General features: G+C 55.0%; 23 protein-coding genes. All 23 read right to left on the minus strand.

Annotation, left to right across the window (positions count from 1 at the left end):
- Positions 1 to 52: 52 nt before the first annotated feature.
- The 23 genes from ccmI to flhA all read right to left on the minus strand — a co-directional run bounded on the left by ccmI (position 53) and on the right by flhA (position 21,550).
- Positions 53 to 1,321, minus strand: coding sequence for a c-type cytochrome biogenesis protein CcmI (ccmI, locus tag I6L35_RS00350; protein ID WP_216979253.1), 1,269 nt, complete (start codon positions 1,319 to 1,321; stop codon positions 53 to 55).
- Positions 1,318 to 1,797 (minus strand): cytochrome c-type biogenesis protein, encoded by a 480-nt coding sequence (locus I6L35_RS00355; RefSeq protein WP_216979254.1) that lies wholly within the window; start codon positions 1,795 to 1,797, stop codon positions 1,318 to 1,320. The genes ccmI and I6L35_RS00355 overlap by 4 nt, the downstream gene beginning before the upstream one ends.
- An 11-nt stretch (positions 1,798 to 1,808) precedes the next feature.
- Positions 1,809 to 2,339, minus strand: a complete 531-nt coding sequence (locus I6L35_RS00360) for a DsbE family thiol:disulfide interchange protein (protein ID WP_005344005.1) — start codon at positions 2,337 to 2,339, stop codon at positions 1,809 to 1,811.
- Positions 2,336 to 4,291: a heme lyase CcmF/NrfE family subunit gene (locus I6L35_RS00365; protein ID WP_005344004.1), complete on the minus strand. Its 1,956-nt coding sequence runs from the start codon at positions 4,289 to 4,291 to the stop codon at positions 2,336 to 2,338. Before I6L35_RS00365 ends, I6L35_RS00360 begins: the two co-directional genes overlap by 4 nt.
- Positions 4,288 to 4,779 (minus strand): cytochrome c maturation protein CcmE, encoded by a 492-nt coding sequence (gene ccmE / locus I6L35_RS00370; protein ID WP_005344003.1) that lies wholly within the window; start codon positions 4,777 to 4,779, stop codon positions 4,288 to 4,290. The genes I6L35_RS00365 and ccmE overlap by 4 nt, the downstream gene beginning before the upstream one ends.
- Entirely contained in the window at positions 4,776 to 4,982 is a 207-nt protein-coding gene (gene ccmD, locus I6L35_RS00375) for a heme exporter protein CcmD (protein ID WP_005344002.1), read from the minus strand. The genes ccmE and ccmD overlap by 4 nt, the downstream gene beginning before the upstream one ends.
- 2 nt (positions 4,983 to 4,984) lie before the next feature.
- Positions 4,985 to 5,725, minus strand: coding sequence for a heme ABC transporter permease (locus I6L35_RS00380; RefSeq protein WP_005344000.1), 741 nt, complete (start codon positions 5,723 to 5,725; stop codon positions 4,985 to 4,987).
- A 173-nt stretch (positions 5,726 to 5,898) separates the two neighbouring features.
- Positions 5,899 to 6,567, minus strand: a complete 669-nt coding sequence (gene ccmB, locus I6L35_RS00385) for a heme exporter protein CcmB (RefSeq protein ID WP_005343998.1) — start codon at positions 6,565 to 6,567, stop codon at positions 5,899 to 5,901.
- 5 nt (positions 6,568 to 6,572) lie between these two features.
- Positions 6,573 to 7,208, minus strand: a complete 636-nt coding sequence (ccmA, locus tag I6L35_RS00390; protein ID WP_005343996.1) for a cytochrome c biogenesis heme-transporting ATPase CcmA — start codon at positions 7,206 to 7,208, stop codon at positions 6,573 to 6,575.
- 293 nt (positions 7,209 to 7,501) lie between these two features.
- Positions 7,502 to 7,879, minus strand: coding sequence for a DUF2802 domain-containing protein (locus I6L35_RS00395; protein WP_216980226.1), 378 nt, complete (start codon positions 7,877 to 7,879; stop codon positions 7,502 to 7,504).
- 28 nt (positions 7,880 to 7,907) lie between these two features.
- Positions 7,908 to 8,396: a chemotaxis protein CheW gene (locus tag I6L35_RS00400; RefSeq protein WP_005343991.1), complete on the minus strand. Its 489-nt coding sequence runs from the start codon at positions 8,394 to 8,396 to the stop codon at positions 7,908 to 7,910.
- A gap of 69 nt (positions 8,397 to 8,465) precedes the next feature.
- Positions 8,466 to 9,338 carry a chemotaxis protein CheW gene (locus tag I6L35_RS00405; RefSeq protein WP_216979255.1) on the minus strand — a complete coding sequence of 291 codons (873 nt, stop codon included), beginning with the start codon at positions 9,336 to 9,338 and terminating at the stop codon, positions 8,466 to 8,468.
- On the minus strand, positions 9,335 to 10,129 hold the full coding sequence (locus I6L35_RS00410; protein ID WP_005334696.1) for a ParA family protein: 795 nt from the start codon (positions 10,127 to 10,129) through the stop codon (positions 9,335 to 9,337). The genes I6L35_RS00405 and I6L35_RS00410 overlap by 4 nt, the downstream gene beginning before the upstream one ends.
- A gap of 4 nt (positions 10,130 to 10,133) precedes the next feature.
- Positions 10,134 to 11,054 (minus strand): flagellar motor protein MotB, encoded by a 921-nt coding sequence (locus I6L35_RS00415; protein ID WP_216979256.1) that lies wholly within the window; start codon positions 11,052 to 11,054, stop codon positions 10,134 to 10,136.
- Positions 11,055 to 11,056: 2 nt separating this feature from the next.
- Positions 11,057 to 11,794: a flagellar motor protein gene (locus I6L35_RS00420; RefSeq protein WP_216979257.1), complete on the minus strand. Its 738-nt coding sequence runs from the start codon at positions 11,792 to 11,794 to the stop codon at positions 11,057 to 11,059.
- 2 nt (positions 11,795 to 11,796) lie between these two features.
- Positions 11,797 to 12,912 (minus strand): chemotaxis response regulator protein-glutamate methylesterase, encoded by a 1,116-nt coding sequence (locus tag I6L35_RS00425; RefSeq protein WP_216979258.1) that lies wholly within the window; start codon positions 12,910 to 12,912, stop codon positions 11,797 to 11,799.
- A 32-nt stretch (positions 12,913 to 12,944) separates the two neighbouring features.
- Positions 12,945 to 15,155 (minus strand): chemotaxis protein CheA, encoded by a 2,211-nt coding sequence (locus tag I6L35_RS00430; protein WP_216979259.1) that lies wholly within the window; start codon positions 15,153 to 15,155, stop codon positions 12,945 to 12,947.
- 11 nt (positions 15,156 to 15,166) lie between these two features.
- A complete protein-coding gene (locus I6L35_RS00435; protein WP_005343984.1) occupies positions 15,167 to 15,907 on the minus strand; it encodes a protein phosphatase CheZ in 741 nt (246 codons plus the stop codon).
- A 12-nt stretch (positions 15,908 to 15,919) separates the two neighbouring features.
- A complete protein-coding gene (gene cheY, locus I6L35_RS00440; protein WP_041234108.1) occupies positions 15,920 to 16,303 on the minus strand; it encodes a chemotaxis response regulator CheY in 384 nt (127 codons plus the stop codon).
- Between the two features lie 111 nt (positions 16,304 to 16,414).
- Positions 16,415 to 17,134 (minus strand): RNA polymerase sigma factor FliA, encoded by a 720-nt coding sequence (locus tag I6L35_RS00445; RefSeq protein WP_005343982.1) that lies wholly within the window; start codon positions 17,132 to 17,134, stop codon positions 16,415 to 16,417.
- The gene (locus I6L35_RS00450) at positions 17,127 to 18,002 is read right to left on the minus strand and encodes a MinD/ParA family protein (protein WP_187380375.1); all 876 of its coding nucleotides are present in this window, start codon (positions 18,000 to 18,002) and stop codon (positions 17,127 to 17,129) included. Before I6L35_RS00450 ends, I6L35_RS00445 begins: the two co-directional genes overlap by 8 nt.
- Before the next feature lies 1 nt (position 18,003).
- Entirely contained in the window at positions 18,004 to 19,428 is a 1,425-nt protein-coding gene (gene flhF, locus I6L35_RS00455) for a flagellar biosynthesis protein FlhF (RefSeq protein WP_005343974.1), read from the minus strand.
- 16 nt (positions 19,429 to 19,444) lie between these two features.
- Complete coding sequence (flhA, locus tag I6L35_RS00460; RefSeq protein ID WP_005343972.1) at positions 19,445 to 21,550, minus strand: flagellar biosynthesis protein FlhA; 2,106 nt, start codon at positions 21,548 to 21,550, stop codon at positions 19,445 to 19,447.
- Positions 21,551 to 21,641 lie beyond the last annotated feature (91 nt).

Genomic DNA, 21,641 nt, shown 5'->3' on the forward strand with positions numbered 1-21,641 from the left:
AAGTATAGATAACCCGGCCCCTATCAAGGAGCCGGGTTATTCAAAGGACATATTAGAGGGCGTGATCGATACGGATGTCAATCGGAGCAGTAGGGATCTCGGCCGTCTTGACCGGAACGGATACCCCTTCGAAGGCTCCTTCCTTGTTCATCACATTGCCACCGCGGGAGAGACGTGCCTTGAACTGCAGTTCTGGATACGCTTCCAGCTTGCTGCCCTCCATCATGGCGTCACCATCCCCCAGTGAAAGGGTGACAGGCAGGGTTGGCCCAGCGATACGTTTCACCGCGATGGGCATGGGTGGTCCGTTGGGCACTACAGCAAATACGAAGAGATGAGCATCTTCCGGCATCTGGATGCCCGCAGCCAGCGTGATGTGGATGGGGAACTCTCCCTCATTAACGTCAGACTGCTTTACCTGCTCTGTTCCCGTTTTGGCTGCGCCTGAATTCGTCACCTCTATGCCACGCTGCTTGAGCTGCGTGCGGGCATACTCAATGGAGCGCTCAACCATCACATAACGGGGAGAGCCTTTTTCCATCAAGGGCAACATCGCCTGCCAGCGATCGAGGGCGGTCTGGAAGTCCTCTTTCTGCAGCGCCATAAAGGCATAGACGGAGCGCGCCTCGATATTATCAGGCTCCTGCGCGATGGCTGCACGCAGCAGTGCATCGGCCTGCACCTCCTCCCCCGTCATCATCAGCGCTTGGGCATAGGGCACCGCCACCAGCGATTTCTGGGGAGCAAGCTTGTAGGCACGCGACAGCGCATCGTTGGCCATCTCGGGATCATTGCCATCCAGTGCCAAGCGCCCCAACAGCAACCAGCCTCGATAGTCGTTCGGTTCATCCTTGAGGCGGGTACGCAGTGCCAGCGTGAAGTCGAGCAGATCCTGCTCGGTTACCTTGGCATCGCGCTCAACCAGTATTCGGTTGCTGAGCTCGCCAAGACGGCTGCTGGCGTCTTGCCAGCGGCTCACCTCCTGCCATGAACCCAGCTTGTAGTAGATTCCCAGGCTCACCACCACCAGCACCAGAACACCCGGGATCCAGCTCAGACTCTTGCCACTGCGGGCGGTCTGCTCCACATCGGGAATATCATCCAGCAGGCTGCGCTGCAACTCGATGAGCGAATCGGGCTCCTCGGCAAGCACACCCTGTTCTCGCTCCTCGCCGATCTCCAGCAAGCGCTGACGATAGAGCTGTTTGTTGAGCGCCGAACGACTGATGCTCTGGTTCCCCTCACTGCGCCACAACGGTAACACCAGAGCCAGACTCACCAGCACCAGCAGGGCCGCAATCACAATCCAAAAGGCGGTCATTGTTTATCTTCCTCTTTGAGCAGCTCGGCCAGGCGACGCTGCTCTTCATCGCTCAGGGTGCTATCCACAGGCTCTGACGTTGCCGCAGAGCGTCGGCTACGTATCACCACCACGCCGAGACCGATAACGATCACTAACAGCGGGCCCAGCCAGAGGATCAGGGTCGAAGCCATCAGGGGCGGGTTATAGAGGATAAAGTTGCCATAGCGGGCAACCATGTAGTCCACGATCTCCTCTTTATTCTTGCCCTCGCGCACCATCTGGTAGGTCTTGTCGCGCAAGTCCTTGGCCAGCCCCGCATTGGAGTCGGCGATATCCTGGTTCTGGCACTTGGGGCAGCGCAGCTCTTTGGTCAGTTCGCGAAAGACCTGCTCCTGATTGTCGTTTTCGAAGGTGTAGACATCGATAGCAGCCATGGCCGGCGCTTGTACCACCCATCCCAGCAACAGTAGCAGGGAAGCAATAAACACTCTCATCGAAACACCCCTCACTTCATGGCATCAAAGATGGGTTTGAGGGTCGATACCCAGTTCTGGGGGTTGATATCCCCCACGTGGCGATAACGGATTATCCCCTTGCTGTCGATAAAGAAGGTTTCCGGCGCGCCGTACACCCCCAGATCAAGCCCCAGCATGCCGTCCGGATCATAGAGATTGACCTGATAGGGGTTGCCCAGCTCAGCCAGCCACTTGATCGCCTTGGCGCGTTCATCCTTGTAGTTCATGCCGATAATGGGGATCCCCTGCCCTGCCAGCTGTTTGAGGTAAGTGTGCTCGCCATAACAGGTAGGACACCAGGTAGCCCAGACGTTGAGCAACATGGGCCGGCCGGTCAGAATGGTGCGATCATGCTGTTTACCCAGATCGTAAATGTCCTGAAGGGTAAATACCGGCACCTCCTTGCCCACCATCACGGATTCGAGTTTGGTGGGATCGGAGTAGAGCCCTTTGAACAGGAACACAGCCCCCAGCAAAAAAACGATAAAGGGAATTAGAAACAACCAGACCTTTTTGTTCATGCCTTGGCTTCCTCCTCACGACGGCCGAAACGGTAACGCTTGTCCAGCATCGCCAGCACGCCACCGATAGCCATAAAGACGCCACCGAACCAGATCCAGCGCACGAACGGCTTGTAGTAGATCCGCACAGCCCAGGCATTATTGTCTAGCTGCTCGCCAAGGGCCGCATAAAGATCTCGCGTGAAACCGGCATCAATGGCCGCTTCGGTCATCGGCATCCGGGTCACTGTGTACATCCGCTTCTCGGGTTTGAGCAGGGCTACCTGTTTGCCATTCTTGTGTACTTCCAGCACGCCTTTGAAGCCATCATAGTTGGGGCCATTCTTCTCCTTGATACCGGTGAAGACGAACTCGTAATCAGCAAAGTGCACCCGATCACCCGCCTGCATCCGCAGATCCTTCTCGATGCTGTAGTTCTGGGTACAGGCGATGCCTATGATGCTGACTGCCAGCCCCACATGGCCAAGGATCATCGCCCAGTGACTGTTGCCAAGCTTGCGCACACCGACCGCAAAATGGTGCTTGTGGGTGGCCCGCACCCAGGTCTCCTGCAGGCTGGTAACGATGATCCAGACCCCCAGACCAATCCCCACCGCCGCCCACGGCTTGAAGGTTTCGGCCAAGAGCAGCGGCAACAGCAGGGCTGCAGCCAGGCTCAGCACCAGCGCAAGGATCACTTTGCCCTTGAGCTCGCCAAGCTCCTGGCGGCGCCAGCGAAACAGCGGACCAACCCCCAGTAGCAGAGCAAACGGAATGATCAGCCAACTGTAGATATGGTTGAAGAAGGGGGTACCGATAGAGATGCTCCCCAGCCCCAGCTCCTTGTGCACCAGCGGTAACAAGGTGCCTAACAGCACGGTGAGCAGGCCCGCCACCAGCATGATGTTGTTGGCCAGCAGCAGGGTTTCGCGACTCCACAGCTCATGCTTGCCGTGACTTTTCACCTGCGAACCTTTAAAGGCAAACAGCAGCAAGGATGAGCCGATCACCGCCAGCAAAAAGCCGAGAATAAACAGGCCGCGGGTCGGGTCGGAGGCAAACGCATGAACCGACACCAGCACGCCGGAGCGCACCAGGAAGGTACCGAGCAGGCTCAACGAGAAGGCCGAGAGGGCCAGCAGCACGGTCCACGCCTTGAAGGTTGCGCGCTTCTCGCTCACCGCAAGCGAGTGCAGCAGGGCCGTACCCGCCAGCCAGGGCATGAAGGAGGCGTTTTCTACCGGATCCCAGAACCACCAGCCGCCCCAACCGAGCTCGTAGTAGGCCCACCAGGAGCCCAGCACGATGCCGAGGGTCAGGAATACCCAGGCCGCCATGGTCCAGGGGCGCGACCAGCGGGCCCAGGTTGCATCGAGACGACCGGTCATCAATGAGGCTATGGCGAAAGCAAACGCCACCGAGAATCCCACATAGCCCATGTAAAGCATCGGTGGATGGAAGATCAGACCCGGATCCTGCAGCAGCGGATTGAGGTCGCGGCCATCGACCGGAAAATAGGGCAAGGTGCGGGTGAAGGGATCAGAGGTGAACAGCACGAACGCGGTGAAGCCGACCGAGATCAGCCCCAACACGCCAAGCACCCGCGCCACCGCATCGAGCGGCAGACGGCGGCTGAACATGGCCACCGCCGCAGTCCAGCCGCCCAGGGTCAGCACCCACAGCAACAAAGAGCCCTCATGGGCGCCCCATACTGCGGAAATGCGATAGGCAAGCGGCAGCAGGCTGTTGGAGTTAGTGGCCACATACTGCACGGTGAAGTCGTTGTCGATAAAGGCCCAGGTCAGGCAGAGAAACGACAGCAGCAGTAACAAAAACTGGGCATAGGCGAGCGGACGCGCTGCCGACATCATGCCAAGACGCCCCCAACTTGCACCAAGCAGCGGATAGCTACCCAGCAACAGAGAGGTCGCAAAGGCCAGGATCAGCGCAAACTGTCCTAATTCCGGGATCATGGCTTATTCCCCTTCAACTGCGCATCAGTGTATTCCGGTTTGAAGTGCATGCCACTGGTGGCATCGGCCACTTCTGGCGGCATGTAGTTTTCATCGTGTTTGGCCAGTACCTCGAAGGCTTCGACCGTGGTGGCATCTTTGAGAGTTCCTTGCGCCACAATCCCCTGCCCCTCGCGGAACAGATCCGGGAGGATGCCATCAAATTGCACCATCACCTGATGACCACCATTGTCGATCAGGTTAAAGCTGACCTTGAGGCTGTTCGGATCACGCTTGACTGTGCCGGGGACCACCAGACCACCAATGCGCAGGCGCTGCCCCTCTTCCGGTTTGATCTTGTCCGGCCCCTTCCCTTCCACCAGCTCGCTCGGGGTATAGAAGAGGTCGATATTCTGACTGAGGGCGTAAAGCACCAGCCCGCTCACGGTAGCGAGGCCCAGCGTGATGGCCAGAATAATGGTGAGGCGTTTTTTGCGTCTCGGGTTCATAGGGTGTTCTCCATCTGCCGAGCTGCCTTGCGACGGCTCTCGCGTGCCTGCTTGCTGCGTAACTCATTAAACAGACTACGGGTTTTCATACGGGTGGAAATGATGATACCGACCAGACAGAGCAAGGTCAGTCCGAAGGAGAGCCAGACGTAAAAGGCGTAACCGCCCATCGCCAGAAAGTCACTGAATGAGGCAAAGTACATGCTTACTTCTCCTGCTCGGCAATCTCTTGAACCCAGGGACGATGCCACTCCCGCATCAAGAGCTCGTTTCGAAAACGCATCAGGGTAAGGGCCCCGAGAAAGGCAGCAAACGCCAGGATCATGATGAGTAATGGCCAAAGCATCTCGGGAGAGATAGAGGGTTTGTCAAACTTGGTAATAGTGGCCCCCTGGTGCAGGGTATTCCACCACTCAACCGAGTAGTGAATGATGGGGAGATTGATCACCCCGACCAGCGCCAGAATGCCGGCGGCACGGCCAGCAACAACCTTGTCACTGAAGGCGTTGTAGAGGGCAATCACGCCAAGATAGAGAAACAGCAGGATCAGCTCGGAGGTGAGCCGTGCATCCCACACCCACCAGGTTCCCCACATGGGTTTGCCCCAGGCTGCACCGGTAAACAGTGCAATAAAAGTGAACACGGCACCGACAGGAGCAATAGCCGCCACTGTCATGTCCGCCATCCGCAGTTGCCATACCAGCCCGATAAAGGCTGCCACAGCCATGGTAGAGTAAGCTCCCATCGAAAGAATGGCGGAAGGAACATGGATATAGATGATCCGGAAGGAGTCACCCTGCTGATAATCGGCGGGGGCAAAAGCCAGCCCCCAAACAGTGCCGATGATGAACGACAGCAGACTTATCACGGCAAACCAGGGTAACAAGGTTCCTGCCAACCGATATGCCCGTTCGGGTTTAGCGTAAGGGTGCAACCATTTCCACATAACTCACAAACCTTTTTGTTATTAATTGTTTGGCGAGGCCTAAACATACTGACCTCGGGATAACATCAAATACCTCGAAAGCAATAAGCGGCAATCCGCTTGATCCATCGCAACTTTATTTCAGGAAAAGAAAGCCCCCACACGAAACCACACTGCGTTCTACCAATAGACCATCAGTTAAGACTGACCCTCAAGGCAGCCGAAACGGCCAGTGGCGTTAGCGTCAAGGCACCAACCATCATGGCGGCCAGAATGGCAAGCTGACCGCCATAGGGCAAGCCCATCCCCGCCGCATCAATAGCAGAGGTAGCAAAAATCAGCACCGGAATATAGAGCGGCAGGATCAGCAGACTGAGCAGCACTCCACCTTTGCGCAGTCCGACCGTAAGGGCTACACCGACCGCACCGAGCAGGCTCAGCACCGGAGTGCCGAGTGCCAGAGTGGCGACTACCGCCAGATAACTGTCCATATCCAGCGACAGCAAAATCGCCAGCAAGGGCGAAATCAGCAGCAGCGGCAATCCAGTCAGTAACCAGTGAGCAATCACTTTGGCCAGCGCCAGCAACCCGAGTGAATGGGGCATCAACATCAGCTGCTCCAGCGAACCGTCGGCAAAGTCGTCGCGAAACAGCCGCTCCAGCGACAGCATGGCCGCCAGCAAAGCCGCAACCCAGATGATGCCGGGAGCAATGCGAGCCAATAACTTGGGCTCAGGGCCGATACCGAGTGGGAACAGGGTGATGACAATAAGGAAAAACCAGAGCGGGTTAAGAATGTCTGCACGCTGGCGCAAGGCCATCAATAACTCGCGGTGGATCAAATGCATGACGGCACGCAACATCGAAACTACTCCTGCAGCAAGGGCGTAAGCGAGAGGGTCTTCAGTCGCCCCTGCATCAGCGTCATATCCTGATGAGTGGTGAGGATTACCATCCCCCCCCGCTCGGCATGAGCCAGAAACAGCCTCTCCAGCACCTTGACCCCCTGCTTGTCAATGGCGGTAAAGGGCTCATCCAGGATCCAGAGAGCCGCTTTGTCACTGAGCCAAAGCCTGGCCAGAGCCACCCGGCGCTGTTGACCTGCCGAGAGCTGCCCGGTCGGGTTCTCTTCAAAACCGGCCAACCCAACCTGGGCAAGCACCTGCCACAAATCGACCGTCTGCCGGGACACATGATGCAGCTTCTGGTAAAAGGCGAGATTTTCGAGCGGAGTCAAAGCAGCTTTGACCCCGGGCTGATGACCGAGATAGAGCAGATTGGCATGGTACTCATCACGGCAATGGCGAATATTTTCACCATTCCAGCACACTTCACCGGCAAACGGCTGAGACAGCCCAGTCAGCAGGCGCAGCAGGCTGGTCTTGCCTACCCCGTTGGGACCTTCAATTTGCACCAGATCACCGGGAACTACCGCAAAGGAGAGATGTTCAAACAGAGTGCGATCTTCACGCACGCAGCTCAGATTGTTAACTTGAAGCAGCATGGAGATTTTTTCAGAGAAAATGAAGCGGCCTGCATCTTAACACAGTATTGGAATACGTCTTTTCCAAGATGCCCATCATCCACTGTTTTTGTGGAGAAGATCGCGCATAAGAGAAAATAGGCGGGAAAAATGATGACAATCAACGACTTCAAAATACATCAAATCGAAAAGATTAATAAAAAATCATCTTAAAACATAATAATTCAATCATCTCACTGTACATCGCGCTACATCAGAGAGCTGTATGCAAGGAGCAGAAAAAAATTCAGGAAGGCGACTGCCTCCCTGAATAATCAAGAGCGACCTTTTCGCAACGATATCAAGAGCTCTGCTTCTGCCTTTGGCAACTCACACTCACTCATGACTTCATCAAGATCGGCGCCCAGTTCGACCATCTTAGCCGCTCGACTGTAGAGCCTGCGTTCGGGATCTTGCATGGTCAGTTCTTGCTGGCGTTCATTGACCTGCTGCATCGCGCCTTCTACCGACTGTAACCGCTGTCCCATGCCAATGGAGCCGCTATGAAGCTCCATCATCTGTTTGCGCAAGCTTTCCAACTGACCTTGCAGCGTTGCCACACTGGCCTCGGACTCCTGCTTGCTACGCTTGCTCTTGAACCAGTTATAAGAGGCAAACACCAAGGCAATCAGGGACACCCCCAAGGCAACCATCTCGATTATCAAAACATCACCTTATTTGTCAGAGGGAACCGATATCTTCCCACTCTTCATCGGAGAGCAGCTTGTTCAAGTCAACCAGGATCAGCAGTTGACCGTCACGGTTGCTGACTCCCTGAATGAACTTGGCACTCTCTTCGGTTCCCACGGCCGGAGCCGCATCGATTTCGGAAGATTTCAAATAAACCACTTCCGCCACACTATCGACCATAATGCCAATCACCTGCTTCTCGGCCTCGATGATAACAATACGGGAATTTTCGCTCACATCACCGGAAGGCAGACCGAAACGGGAACGGGTATCGATGACAGTCACCACATTGCCACGCAGGTTGATGATCCCCAGTACGTACTCAGGCGCACCCGGCACCGGTGCAATTTCGGTGTAGCGCAACACCTCCTGAACCTGCATCACATTGATGCCGTAGGTTTCGTTTTCCAGTTGGAAGGTTACCCATTGCAGCACTTCATCTTCGGCCAGATTCTGTGCGATATTGCGCTTTTCTGTCATGTTTTTATTCCTTTTATGAAAACGTCTACTGCTAAAACTAGCAATAAAACAGCTCGATTGCAGAAGTTATCAGCGACCTTCTATGTTAACCCCACGCTCCAGCAACAGGAGCAGTTCGCGAACGTGTAACAGGGCACACATTTTTTCTTTGACCATGCCCGCCAACCAGGGGCGCTTACCCTCCTGATGGCGCCATTTCACCTGGTCACGGTGTAACAATTCAGTTCCTTTGAGATGATGACAAGCCAGCCCCCAAGGGGATTCACCCAGCATAATCAGATACTTGTAATCATCCATCTCCAAATGCTGACCCGGCATGACCCATTGGGCTGTATCGACCACATTCATCTTCTGCTCGCGGGAGGTCATGATCCCCTTGTACCAGCCAGGCTGGCCAAACAGGGAGGTGATCTCGCCAAGCTGATGGATACCACCCAGCTCGGTCAGCGGCACCGCAAACGTCACACCCGCAACTTCAAAAAAGAGGGCCTGAAACTCTTTACCGGTATCGATATTTTCCCAGGCAACCGGTTCACTGGCCTCTACCGGAGCAACCTCCAGCGCTGTTTCGGTCAGGATAGTAGTATGGGGCTCCGCAACCTCGGGGAGCAGCACCTCCGCAGGCCACTCTGGCTCCACCGGCAGCAGTGATTCCTCTGCCACAATCTCCAGCGGTGCGGTGAGAGTCACTTCCTGGGTGAAGGCATCATTCTCAAACTGGACTTGTCCCACCTGAGCCAATAGCTCACCTAGCTGGGCAAGCCGTGGATCGCTTTCGAGGTAAGGTGCGGCGACCACCTCGGGGACGCTTTGGGGCTGACGTTGCAACTGTAAAACAGGGGCAGATTGAACCTCTTCCACCTCATCCATGACCATCGGCTCATCGAGCAGCAGGGAGTGGAAATAGTCATCCATCGCCCGTACTTGAATGGTATCTCTCATGCCGTCACCTCATGAACCCGTTGCCGCTCAAGGGCATCCAGATGGTTGAGCAGCGTTTCATATGCATAGGTTCCACGACTCCCGGGAGAATAGATAGACGGGGGGATATGCAGCAAGCTGGCATCCCGAAACTTGGTATCAATAGGGATCACCGCATTCCATACTGAATCTCCATATTGATCCTTAATCGACTTCAAGGTCATCAGAGAGGCACGGGTGCGCTTGTCGAACATGGTCGGGATCACGGTATAACGGAACTTGTCACGCTTGGAACGCTGCATGATCTCAAATGTTTTCATCATCCGCTCCAACCCCTTGAGGGCCAGAAATTCGGTCTGGACAGGCACCAGAATGCGATCGCAGGCAGCCAGCGCGTTGACCATCATCACCCCCAGCACTGGCGGGCAATCGATCAGCACGTAATCATATTGATCCTGAATGCGCAGCAGTGCCCGTTTCAGTACCAGTCCCATCCCCTCACGATTGCCCATCACCCGATCAAGGGTCGCCAAGGTAATAGATGCTGGCAGTAAGTTGATATTTTCGAATTTGGTCTTGAGCGTCAGTTTATTGACAAGCTCGGCTGTCGGTTTGACTGCTTGAAACAACTCATAGAGGGTTCCATCCAGGCGATCTGAATCAAAATCAAGATATGCAGTCAGCGAAGCATGGGGGTCGGTATCAATCAACAGCACCCGCTGGCCACGCTGGGCCAGGATCCCCGCAAGCGAGACCACTGTGGTGGTTTTACCCACACCACCTTTCTGGTTGGCAACCGTCCAAACAATCACTGTATCAGTCCTGCCTTGTTGTTATGCGTATGCCACCACCGGGCAAGGTGATCACCTTTATCTCTCCTGCATCCACCGCCTGTTGTACAGCAGGAACCGGTTCAGCAACTACCGTAGGCGTTGCAACCACAGGTGCCGGCGGCACCCAGGCAAATTTGGAGATAGCGACCACAACCTTGCGATTCTGCAGTCTGCCCTGCTCGCTGCCGTTGTCAGCAAAAGGGGAAAACTCGCCATATGCCTCGAACGCCAGACGCTGGGGGGCGATCCCATCGGCAATCAAGCCATTGAGGACCGCCTCGGCCCGAGCAGCAGAAAGCGCCCAGTTAGAACGATAAATTTCATTATTTATCTGTTGGTTATCGGTATAACCCCGAACCCTTACATAGTTATCGACCGGTTTGAGAATACTTGAAAGAGTATTAATGACCGGTGCGGCGTTTGGCCCCAAAAAGGCACTGCCGCTGCTAAACAACAAGCCGGAACTGAGTTCAACCGTCAGCCAGTTCTCGTCTTGCGTCAGTTTGACGATACCGGCATCCACCAGCGAGCCCATGCTCTGTTGCAACTGCATATCGAGTTTTGCAAGTGTCGCGCCATCTTGCAGCACTGGCACACCAGAAATGGGTGCAAGTGAAGGAGAGGAGGATGCTGGGCTTTCCAGCAACGATGGAGAGGCAGATACCGCGTTATCCAGCAGGGAATTACCCTGCCCTTCAAGCAAGCTATTGCCGCCAGACTGCATGACACTGAACGCCTGGCTCATACCATCAATCACCGCGCGATACTTGTCCTTGTTCACCAGCGCAACAGAGTAGAGCACTACGAACAAGGCAAAGATCAGCGTCATATAATCGGCATAGGAGACCAGCCAACGGTCAAGATGCTCGCGACCCTGCAAGTGCAACCGATAGCGCTTGCGCATGGCTACTCTCCTTTCAAATAGGCCCTGAGCCGGCGTTCAACCTGCAAGCCGTTTTCACCATGGGCGATAGCCAGCAGCCCTTCCAGGGTCATCTCCTGAAAGAGTGCATAGTGATAGTGAAATGCGCGTAACCGATTGGCGATAGGCAGGTAGATGAGGTTGGCAAACCCCACTCCATAGATGGTTGCCACAAATGCCACAGCTATCCCCGCCCCCAGTGCTGACGGGTCTTCGAGATGAAACATGGCCTGGATCAGGCCCAGCACGGCACCGATGATCCCGATGGTCGGACTGTACCCCCCCATGGCTTCAAATACTCTGGCGGCATGTTCATTGCGCTCCTGCTCGATATCGATGTCCGCTTCCAGCAGCATCCGGATATCCTCTGTGGATACCCCATCGACAATCATGCCGAGCCCTTGACGGGTAAAGTTGTCTTCCTCCTGCTCGGCCTGATTTTCAAGGGCCAGCAGCCCTTGCTGGCGCGCAAAGACGGCCCATGACTGCAACCGTTCGGCCTGTGTGGCGAGATCCTGGCGGGGAGGGGTAAAAATCCATAACAGCTGGCGCAACGCCAGCAGGATGTACTGGGCTGGAGTCTGCAACGTGACGGCACCAACGGTACCACCCAGCACGATCAGAAAAGCGGGGCCGTCCACCAACGTCAACAGGGAGCCGCCATGCCACAGTTGGGCAATGGCAATCGCCCCCAATGCCAGGAGCAGACCGAGCAAGCCCATGATTAGCGCCCCAACTCAACCAGAATACGCTGGGCCACCTTGTCCAGAGGGAGTGATTCGCTGGCAATCCCCGCTTTGGCTACCGCTTGGGGCATACCATATACCACGCAGGAAGCCTCATCCTGAGCCCAGATGGTTGATCCCTGCTCTTTCAGCAGTCTGGCGCCATCACGGCCATCAGCCCCCATACCGGTCAGCACAATCGCCAATACCTTGTCGGCATAGGTTTTGGCCGCAGAGGCAAAAGTGATGTCCACACAAGGCTTGTAATTTACCTTGTCGTTGCCATCCACGATGCGAATGCGGGCCCCTGCACCACGACCTTCCAGCAGCATCTGTTTGCCACCTGGAGCAAGATAGGCATGCCCTGGTTTAAGCACATCGCCATCTTCCGCTTCCTTGACGCCAATCTGACATAACCCGTTGAGACGGGCAGCAAACGCGGCGGTAAAAGTGGCTGGCATATGCTGGATAAGCAGGATGGGATGGGGAAAATCCCCCGGCAACTTGGTCAGTACATTTTGCAAAGCAACTGGTCCGCCGGTAGAAGTGCCGATTGCCACCAACTGATAACTCTTGCCACTGCGCTTGAAGGAAGCACTTGGCACAGTGCGTTGCAGGTCAGGCTGACGATCAGGAGTTCTGGGCGCAGTGCTTCCCAGCGGAGCACGAATAACCGGTTCAGGTGCTTTGGGACGGGCAGCGGATGTCATCAGGAAGCGCTTGCGGGAGATCTCCTTCACCCGCTGTTGCAACAGTCTGACTGCTTCGTCCTTGTCTCTGGCAATGTCTTCAAATTTCTTGGGCAAGAAGTCGAGAGCACCGGCGTCCAGCGCGTCCAGTGTCGCCTTGGCGCCTTCATGAGTCAGGGATGAAAACATCAGAATGGGGGTTGGGCACTTGGCCATGATCTCCCGCACCGCACTGATGCCATCCATCACGGGCATCTCGATGTCCATGGTGATCACATCAGGACGCAGCGACATCACCTTGTCCACTGCTTCACGTCCATTCTGGGCCGTATCAATCACCGTCAGCATGGGATCCTGATTAATGATCTCGCTCACCCGACGGCGAAAGAAGCTCGAATCGTCGACAACTAATACCTTGACTGCCATTGTTGTTTTTCTAACTCCTTGGGCCTGAGCTATTAATGTCTACGCGCATATGCTTTGAGCAGACTCGGCACATCCAAAATAAGAGCAATTCCGCCATCACTGGTAATCGTCGCCCCAGCCATGCCTGGGGTACCTTGAAGCAGGTTATCAAGAGGCTTGATGACCACCTCTTCCTGACCAATCAGGCTGTCTACCACAAATCCGATTTGCTGAGTGCCAATCTGCACTATTACCACATGTCCGGTATCCTGACGTGAACGTTTGTTGGCGCCACGAATCAACCATTTGTGCAGATAGAAGAGCGGTATCGCCTTCTCGCGCACAATGATGGTGAGCTGACCATCAACCATGTTGGCTTTTTTCAGGTCCAGATGGAAAATCTCGTTCACACAACCAAGGGGAAGTGCGAAGGTCTGCTCACCCACTTCAACCATCAGAGTCGGCAGAATGGCTAGCGTCAACGGAACCTTGATTTCGAGACGGGTACCTTTCCCCCAAGTGGAATCTATATGCACCGACCCATTGAGGCTGACAATGCTGGTTTTAACCACATCCATCCCGACACCACGGCCAGAGATATCGGAGATCTCGGCCTTGGTTGAAAAGCCCGGGGCAAAAATCAGGTTATAGGCATCGTTGTCGCTCATGCGAGCAGCAGTATCTGCATCCAGAACACCGCGACTGATTGCGATGGACTTGAGTTTCTCAGGATCCATCCCTGCTCCATCATCCTCAATGCAAAGCAGAATATGGTCACCTTGCTGGGAGGCACTAAGGGTGATCGTCCCTTGCCGCGGTTTGCCCGCTTTCTCCCGCACATCAGGCATTTCGACCCCATGATCGCAGGAGTTGCGAACAAGGTGAACCAGAGGATCGGCGAGCGCCTCTACCAGGTTTTTATCAAGATCGGTCTCTTCCCCCACCATCACCAGCTCAATCTCTTTCTTGAGGGTTCTGGCCAGATCACGCACCACGCGTGGGAAACGACCAAATACCTTCTTGATTGGCTGCATGCGGGTTTTCATAACCGCACCTTGCAGGTCAGCCGTTACCACATCCAGATTGGCAACCGCCTTTGACATCTCTTCATCATTGCTGGCAATACCCAGGCTCACCAACCGGTTACGGACCAGTACCAACTCACCTACCATGTTCATGATGACATCGAGAGTCTTGGTATCCACCCGCACCGTCGTATCGCTTTGCACGGCACTATTTTCTACTGGCGCAGGCGCCGCCTTGGCGGCAGACGCTGGTGCCTTGGCTGCTTCGGCAGATTTTGCGGGAGCAGCCGGTGCTGGTTTGGCTACAGGAGTGGCCGGTTTGGACGGAGTCACCGCGGCAGGTGCGGCAGGTGCGGCAGGTGCGGCAGGTGCGGCAGGTGCGGCAGGTGCGGCAGGTGCCAGCGTACTCTGAGGCCCTTGACCACGACCATGCAATTCATCAAGCAGGCGCTCAAACTCATCATCATCGATAAGCTCGTCCACCTCTTTTTGCACCGACTTCAGAGGATTCGCCTCTGGCGCCCCCATGTGCTGTCCCTGACCATGGAGTTGATCCAGCAAGGCCTCAAACTCATCATCGGTGATATCGCCAGATTGGCCAGCAACAGATGATCCTGCCGCACTCTTGGTTGGTGTGCCCCCCACGCCATGCAACTCATCCAGCAGACGCTCGAATTCATCAGCTGAAATCTCGTCGATGGAGCCGCCCCCGTTAACAGCTGCAGGATCGCTTGCTTGGTTTATCGGTTCAACGACCTCGGGGTCAGAGACAACCTCAACAACAGAAGTAACAGCCTCCGGCTCCATGCCATTAGCACCGCTGGTCGCGGTTCGAAGTTGCTCTTCTCCTTCAGGCTTGCACAACTCGTGGAGGTCATGGAGCAAATCATCAGACGCAGGACTTGGCGCTTCACGGTTTTGTACTTGGGCGAACATCACGTTTATGGCGTCCAGCGCTTGCAGGATTACATCCATAAGCTCGGCAGTCACTGTTCGCTTGCCGTTACGCAAGATATCAAATACGTTTTCGGCACCGTGACATACGTCAACCAACTCACCCAAAGACAGGAAACCGGCGCCGCCTTTTACAGTGTGGAAACCGCGAAAGATGGCATTTAACAGATTCTTGTCGTCAGGCCGCTTTTCCAAGTCGACCAGTTGCTCAGACAACTGTTCCAATATTTCGGATGCTTCGACCAGAAAGTCTTGCAGTATGTCTTCATCAACTTCGAAGGCCATGCGTCACTCCATTAGAATCCCAAGCTAGACAGCAGATCGTCCACATCATCCTGACCATTGACTACATCGGCACGCGCCTCTGGATTCATGATTGGGCCTTCGGCTTCAATCCCGTTCGCAGGGAGAGTTCGAGTTGCATGCTCAGCTGCAGCCTCACCAAACATAGTCAGCATTTCTATTAATTTTGTTTCGACTTCCTGAACCAGCTTGATGACCTTGCGGATCATCTGTCCTGTCAAATCCTGGAAGTCTTGTGCCATCAGTATTTCTGTCAGCAGTTGTCGTAACTTATCGGCATCTGATTCAGAAGCCTTAATGAAATCATCGAGTTGATGGCATAAGGACTTAAACTGTCCCACGCTCATATCCCTGGACATCAGTGCATTCCAGTTCGGCATCACCAACTGGATATTATCATTCAGGCGATCAGCTATCGGCAGACTAGCCTCAACAGCATCCATGGTGCGATTAGCAGCCTTATCGGTCATATCGATGACATAATTGAGGCGCTCCCGCGCATCGGGAATGTCATGGGTGGCCAAATCGGGAATTCGGGGGTCGAGACGAAATTCTTGAAGTGAGTTATGCAGTTGTCGGGTCAGCTGACCAACTTTATCAAACAGATCGGCTGCGTTGGGGGCACATACATTGGCAAGCAGTTCATCGGCCAGCTCGAATTCACCTTGCTCCAGATGAGCAACAAGCATCCTTGCCTGGTCGAGCGAAATCATTGCTCTCGTTTTGGCCATCATCCCTGCTGCTCCTTAGCCAAGGCGTTCAAAAATTTTGTCGAGTTTTTCTTTGAGCGTTGCTGCAGTGAAAGGCTTGACGATATAACCGTTAACGCCGGCTTGCGCGGCTTCAATGATCTGCTCACGTTTGGCTTCCGCCGTCACCATCAGCACCGGCAGATGCTTGAGCTTCTCATCGACACGAATGGCTTTCAGCAGGTCGATACCTTGCATGCCTGGCATGTTCCAGTCAGTAACCACAAACTGGAAATCACCATTTTTCAGCATCGGCAGTGCTGTGTTGCCATCATCCGCTTCATGGGTATTGTTGAACCCAAGGTCGCGCAGCAAGTTCTTGATAATCCGGCGCATCGTTGAAAAATCGTCAACAATGAGGATTTTCATGTTCTTGTCCAAAATTCCCTCCTCAATAGCCACCTGAGTGGCTCACTTACATGATGCTAAAAATGGGTTGTGTCATGCGGATTATGCCTTAGAGTTTCATCTCAGTGTAGCCAGTACAAACACTTATAGATGCCAATCTCTCAAACGAGCGCGCAGTCTGTGCATTGCTTGGCTATGTATCTGACTCACGCGAGACTCACTCACATTCAAAACCTCACCAATTTCACGTAAATTCAGCTCTTCATCGTAGTAAAGAGAGAGAACCAGAGCTTCTCTCTCTGGTAAGCGACCGATTTGCTCCGACAGTTGAATTTGAAATCGTTCTGCGGCCAGTTCATCAAACCCGGAGCCTGACGGTGCTTCATCAGGGTTACCGATCACATCCTCACTGACCCCCAAATCCTCGATACCGATGATCTTGCCGCAGGAGACATCCTGCAACATGACATGATAATCAGCGAGAGAGACTCCCATTTGCGCTGCGACTTCCGTATCACGAGCATCCCGTCCATTGGCTTGCTCAACATTTTCGATCGCTTCTGCAATCGCTCGGCTGTTTCGATGCACGGAACGAGGCACCCAGTCACCACGCCGGATCTCATCCAGCATGGCACCACGGATACGAATCCCGGCATAGGTCTCGAAACTGGCCCCCTTGCTACCATCAAAGTTCCGCGACGCTTCGAGAAGCCCAATCATACCTGCCTGGATCAGGTCATCCAGCAAGACACTGCTTGGCAGGCGAGCCAGCAAATGCTGGGCAATCCGCTTGACCAGTGGAGCATGGCGCTCTACCAGCAGATAGGAATCCTGATGACGCAAGTACGCTTGGGCTTTATTCACGGGAACCTTCCTGTGTGGTGGCCTGAGTCTGTAACAGATTCTCCAGGAAAAACTCCAGATGACCGCCAGGCTGGTTGGGTACCGGCCAGCTAGCCGCTTTGTTGGCCAATGCGCGGAAAGCCAAAGCCGCCGGCGACTTGGGAAACGCCTCGACAATCAGTTTCTGCTTGCGTACTGCTGCGCGTAAATTGGTGTCATAAGGCACGCAGGCAACCAGTTCCAGTGACGTATCGAGGAAACGATCCGTTACCCGGGTCAGCTTGGCAAAAAGCTCCTGCCCTTCGCGCAGGCTGCGTACCATGTTTGCCACTACCTTGAAGCGAAATACACCGTGCTCTTTGGAAAGGATCTTGATAAGGGCATAGGCATCGGTAATAGAGGTAGGCTCGTCACACACCACCACCATGATGTCCTGCGCGGCGCGGGTGAAACTCAGCACCATGTCCGAGATCCCCGCCGCCGTATCCACCATCAGAATATCAACCTGGGTCTTCATCTCGCTGAAGGCGCGGATCAGTCCGGCATGTTGTACCGGCGAAAGCTCGACCATAGACTGGGTCCCCGAGGTTGCAGGCACAATCATCATGCCGTACGGTCCCTCAACGATAATGTCGTCGATCGTGCACTCGCCTGCCAGCACGTGAGAGAGATTGCGATGAACCCGCAACCCCAGCATGACGTCAACATTTGCCAGACCAAGGTCAGCATCCAGCACCATCACCCGTTTGCCTTGGGCCGCCATGGCTCCCGCCACGTTCAGGGTCACGTTGGTCTTGCCTACGCCACCTTTACCACCGGAAACGGCGATCACTTTTACTCGATTGTTTTGACGCATTTTGCGCAGACCACTCGCCTGATCCATATACATGTTACTCATAAAACTCCGAATCTTCGGCCTCGCCAAAGCCTGTGCCCCAGAAATAGGGCTCCTCTGTTTCTCGCTCCAGCGAGCCCATGGCAGCTCCGACGAGCTGCGCCGCATTGGCAACCTGAATATCTTCCGGAACCCGCTGCCCATCAGTGATGTAACTGATAGGCAAGGCATTCTGGATACACACGTTAATTACTTCGCCCAGATTCAGACTCTCATCCAACTTTGTAAGTATGCAGCCGCTCAAGGGAATGCGCCGGAAATGGTCAACCGCTTCCTGCATTACCCGACGCTGGGAAGTTGCCGACATCACCAGATAGCTGCGGATCCTCACCTTGGCATTTTTGACCAGGGTATCGAGCTGCTCGGTCAGCCGGATATCCCGTTGCCCCACGCCTGCCGTATCGATCAATACCAGCCGGCGGTGACGGAACTGATAGAGGGCATTGGCCAGCTCTTCGGCATCACGCACCTGACGTACCGGACAGCCCATGATCCGGCCATAAGTCTGTAATTGCTCATGAGCCCCGATCCGGTAGTTGTCAGTGGTGATAAGGGCCACCTGCTCGGCGCCATACTTCATGGCAAAACGGGCTGCCAATTTGGCAATGGTGGTCGTCTTGCCCACCCCTGTTGGCCCCAGCAGAGCAACCGCGCCCCCCTGACGTAAAATTTCGTCTTCACTGATCTTGAGCTGAGCCGTCAACACTTCAGCCAACTGGGCCATCGCCTGATGGATAGGCATGTCTTCAGGGATCAGCCCAGCCAGTTGATCGGAAAAGGCATCGTCAAAGCCCATCTTCTTGAGCTCTTTGATGAGCAGGGCACGCATCGGCTCGCGTCGTTCAACCTCCTGCCACATCAGACCGGAGATCTGGTGCTCCAGCAGTTTACGGATGCTGGCCATCTCCTTGCGCATCCCCTCCATCTCCTGATCCCGCTGGGCAGGTTGATGGGCCCGTTGGCCGGATACGACACGCGCCTTGGGTTTGGCAGGTTCCGGGACTGTGCCCCACTGTCCCTGCTCGGCCAGCGTTCTGGGCACTGCATTGGCAGCAGCCAGACCAGCCGATTGGGTGTTGCCCATGGGAGCCCCATTGCCAGGCTTCAGTTTCTGCTGACGCGCGAGGAGGGCGGCCAGGGTATCAGCATAATGTTCGTTCTGTTCCTGAACCTTTGCGGGCTCGGGACGGGTCATCTGCCGAGCAGCAGACGAAATATTGACGCTCTCATCGTTCAGCTGACGGCGAACCGGCGCATCTTTGGGGCCCGGAACCTGGGATTGATAATCAACAGCGGCGACTATCTCTACCCCCCCGGTAACCTTCTTGTTGGACATTATGACGGCATCGGGCCCGAGCGTCTCCTTGACCTCGGCCAGAGCCGTTCGCATGTCCTTGGCAAAAAACCGCTTAATCTTCACCCGTCGTCTCCGCTAACTAGTTCTGCCCTACCGCACTGACGATGCGAATCTGCTTGTCGTCCGGCACTTCCTGATAGGACAGCACACGTAATCCAGGAATGGCATTCTTGACAAATTTCGCCAGGGTATTGCGCAGGATCCCCGATGTCAGAAGCACAGCCGGTTGGCCTTCCAATTCTTGTCGTTGAGTGGCTTCCACCAGTGAACGCTGCATTCGCTCCGCCAGACCCGGCTCAATACCGGCGCCATCACCACCACCCGCTTGCAAAGACTGATGCAATATACGTTCCAATTCAGGTGCCAATGTAATCACCGGTAGCTCGGGATCAGGGCCGGCAATCTCCTGAACAATCAGGCGACGCAGGGCAATCCGGCAAGCCGCGGTGAGCACTTCCGGATCCGGGCTGCGCGGCGCGTATTCCACCAGGGTCTGCAGGATAGTGCGCATATCGCGAATTGGCACCCCTTCATTGAGCAAATTCTGCAATACCTTCACAAGGTTACCCATGCTGATCACTTCAGGCACAAGCCCTTCGACCAGTTTGCTCTGATGTTTGCCAATCATGTCGAGCAACTGCTGTACCTCGTCATGGCCGAGCAACAGTGACGCATGGTTGGTCAAGATCTGGCTCAAATGGGTGGCAACTACGGTCGCAGTATCCACCACTGTATACCCCAGGGTCTGCGCCTGTGACACCTGCTCCTTGGCTACCCACACTGCTTCAAGTCCAAACGCAGGATCCCGAGTGGCAATCCCCTGGATCTGGCCGAATACCTGCCCCGGGTTGATGGCCATCTCTTTATCATGGTAGACGTTGGCCTCGCCGGTACTGACTCCCATCAAGGTGATGCGATATTGGTTGGGTGCCAAATCCAGGTTGTCGCGAATGTGGACAGCAGGCACCAGAAAGCCCAGCTCTTGCGAGAGTTTCTTGCGCACCCCTTTGATCCGGTTGAGCAGTTCGCCCCCCTGATTGCGATCCACCAGCGGGATTAGCTGGTAACCCACTTCCAACCCGATGATGTCTACCGGCATCACATCGTCCCAGCTCAACTCTTTCTGCTCATGCGATGGCTGATCTGCACTGGTCGGCATCAACTCGCCACTGGCTGCTTTGGCTACCGCCAGTTTCTCGCGGCGCAGCAGCCACCAGGCTCCGGCGGCAGCGAGCGCCCCCAGACTCAGGAAGGCGAAGTGCGGCATCCCCGGCACCAACCCCATCATCAGCAGGATACCGGCAGAGATGATCAAGGCCTTGGGGTTATCGAACAGTTGGCCTAATACCGCTGTGCCCATATCCTGATCGGTATTCTGACGGGTCACTATGATGGCAGCGGCGATGGAGAGCAGCAGGGAGGGGATCTGCGCCACCAGACCGTCACCGATCGCCAGCAGGGTATAGATCTCGGCAGACTCGCTGAAGGTAAGATGATGCTGCATCATCCCGATGATGAAACCGCCGATGATGTTGATGAAGAGGATCATGATGCCTGCTATCGCATCACCTTTGACGAACTTGGAGGCACCATCCATGGAGCCATAGAAATCGGCTTCCTGGGTTACATCAAGGCGACGCTTCTTCGCCTCTTCCTGATTGATGAGACCGGCATTCAAATCGGCATCGATAGCCATCTGTTTACCCGGCATCGCATCCAGGGTAAAACGGGCACTCACTTCCGCGATCCGCCCGGCACCCTTGGTGATAACTACAAAGTTGATGATCATCAGGATGGTAAAGACGATGATACCGACCGCATAGTTGCCGCCGATCACCACGTTACCGAATGCCTCGATCACATGGCCTGCCGCTGCACTGCCATTGTGACCTTCCAGCAGCACCACCCGGGTCGAGGCCACGTTCAACGCCAGCCGCAGCAAGGTGGCGAGCAGCAATACGGTCGGGAAGGCAGCAAATTCGAGGGGGCGCCGAGTATAAACAGATACCAGCAGCACCACGATAGAGAGTGCAATGTTGAAAGAGAAGAGCACATCTAGCATCAGCGGGGGGATGGGTAACACCACCATGCCGAGCGCAGCCAATACCAGCAGAGGGGTACCAAGGCCTTTGCTCAACACTCCCCGAGACTGCTTTAACTGGCCCAATACTGCCTTGAAATCCATCGCTCTTCTCAATGTCAACCTGCTGGTGCCAGATTAAAGCAAACATTAAGCCAACAATACAACACATTGAAATACAATGAATTTATTTTTA

This window comes from Aeromonas sp. FDAARGOS 1405, assembly GCF_019048265.1.
Taxonomy (GTDB): Bacteria; Pseudomonadota; Gammaproteobacteria; order Enterobacterales; family Aeromonadaceae; genus Aeromonas; species Aeromonas veronii_A.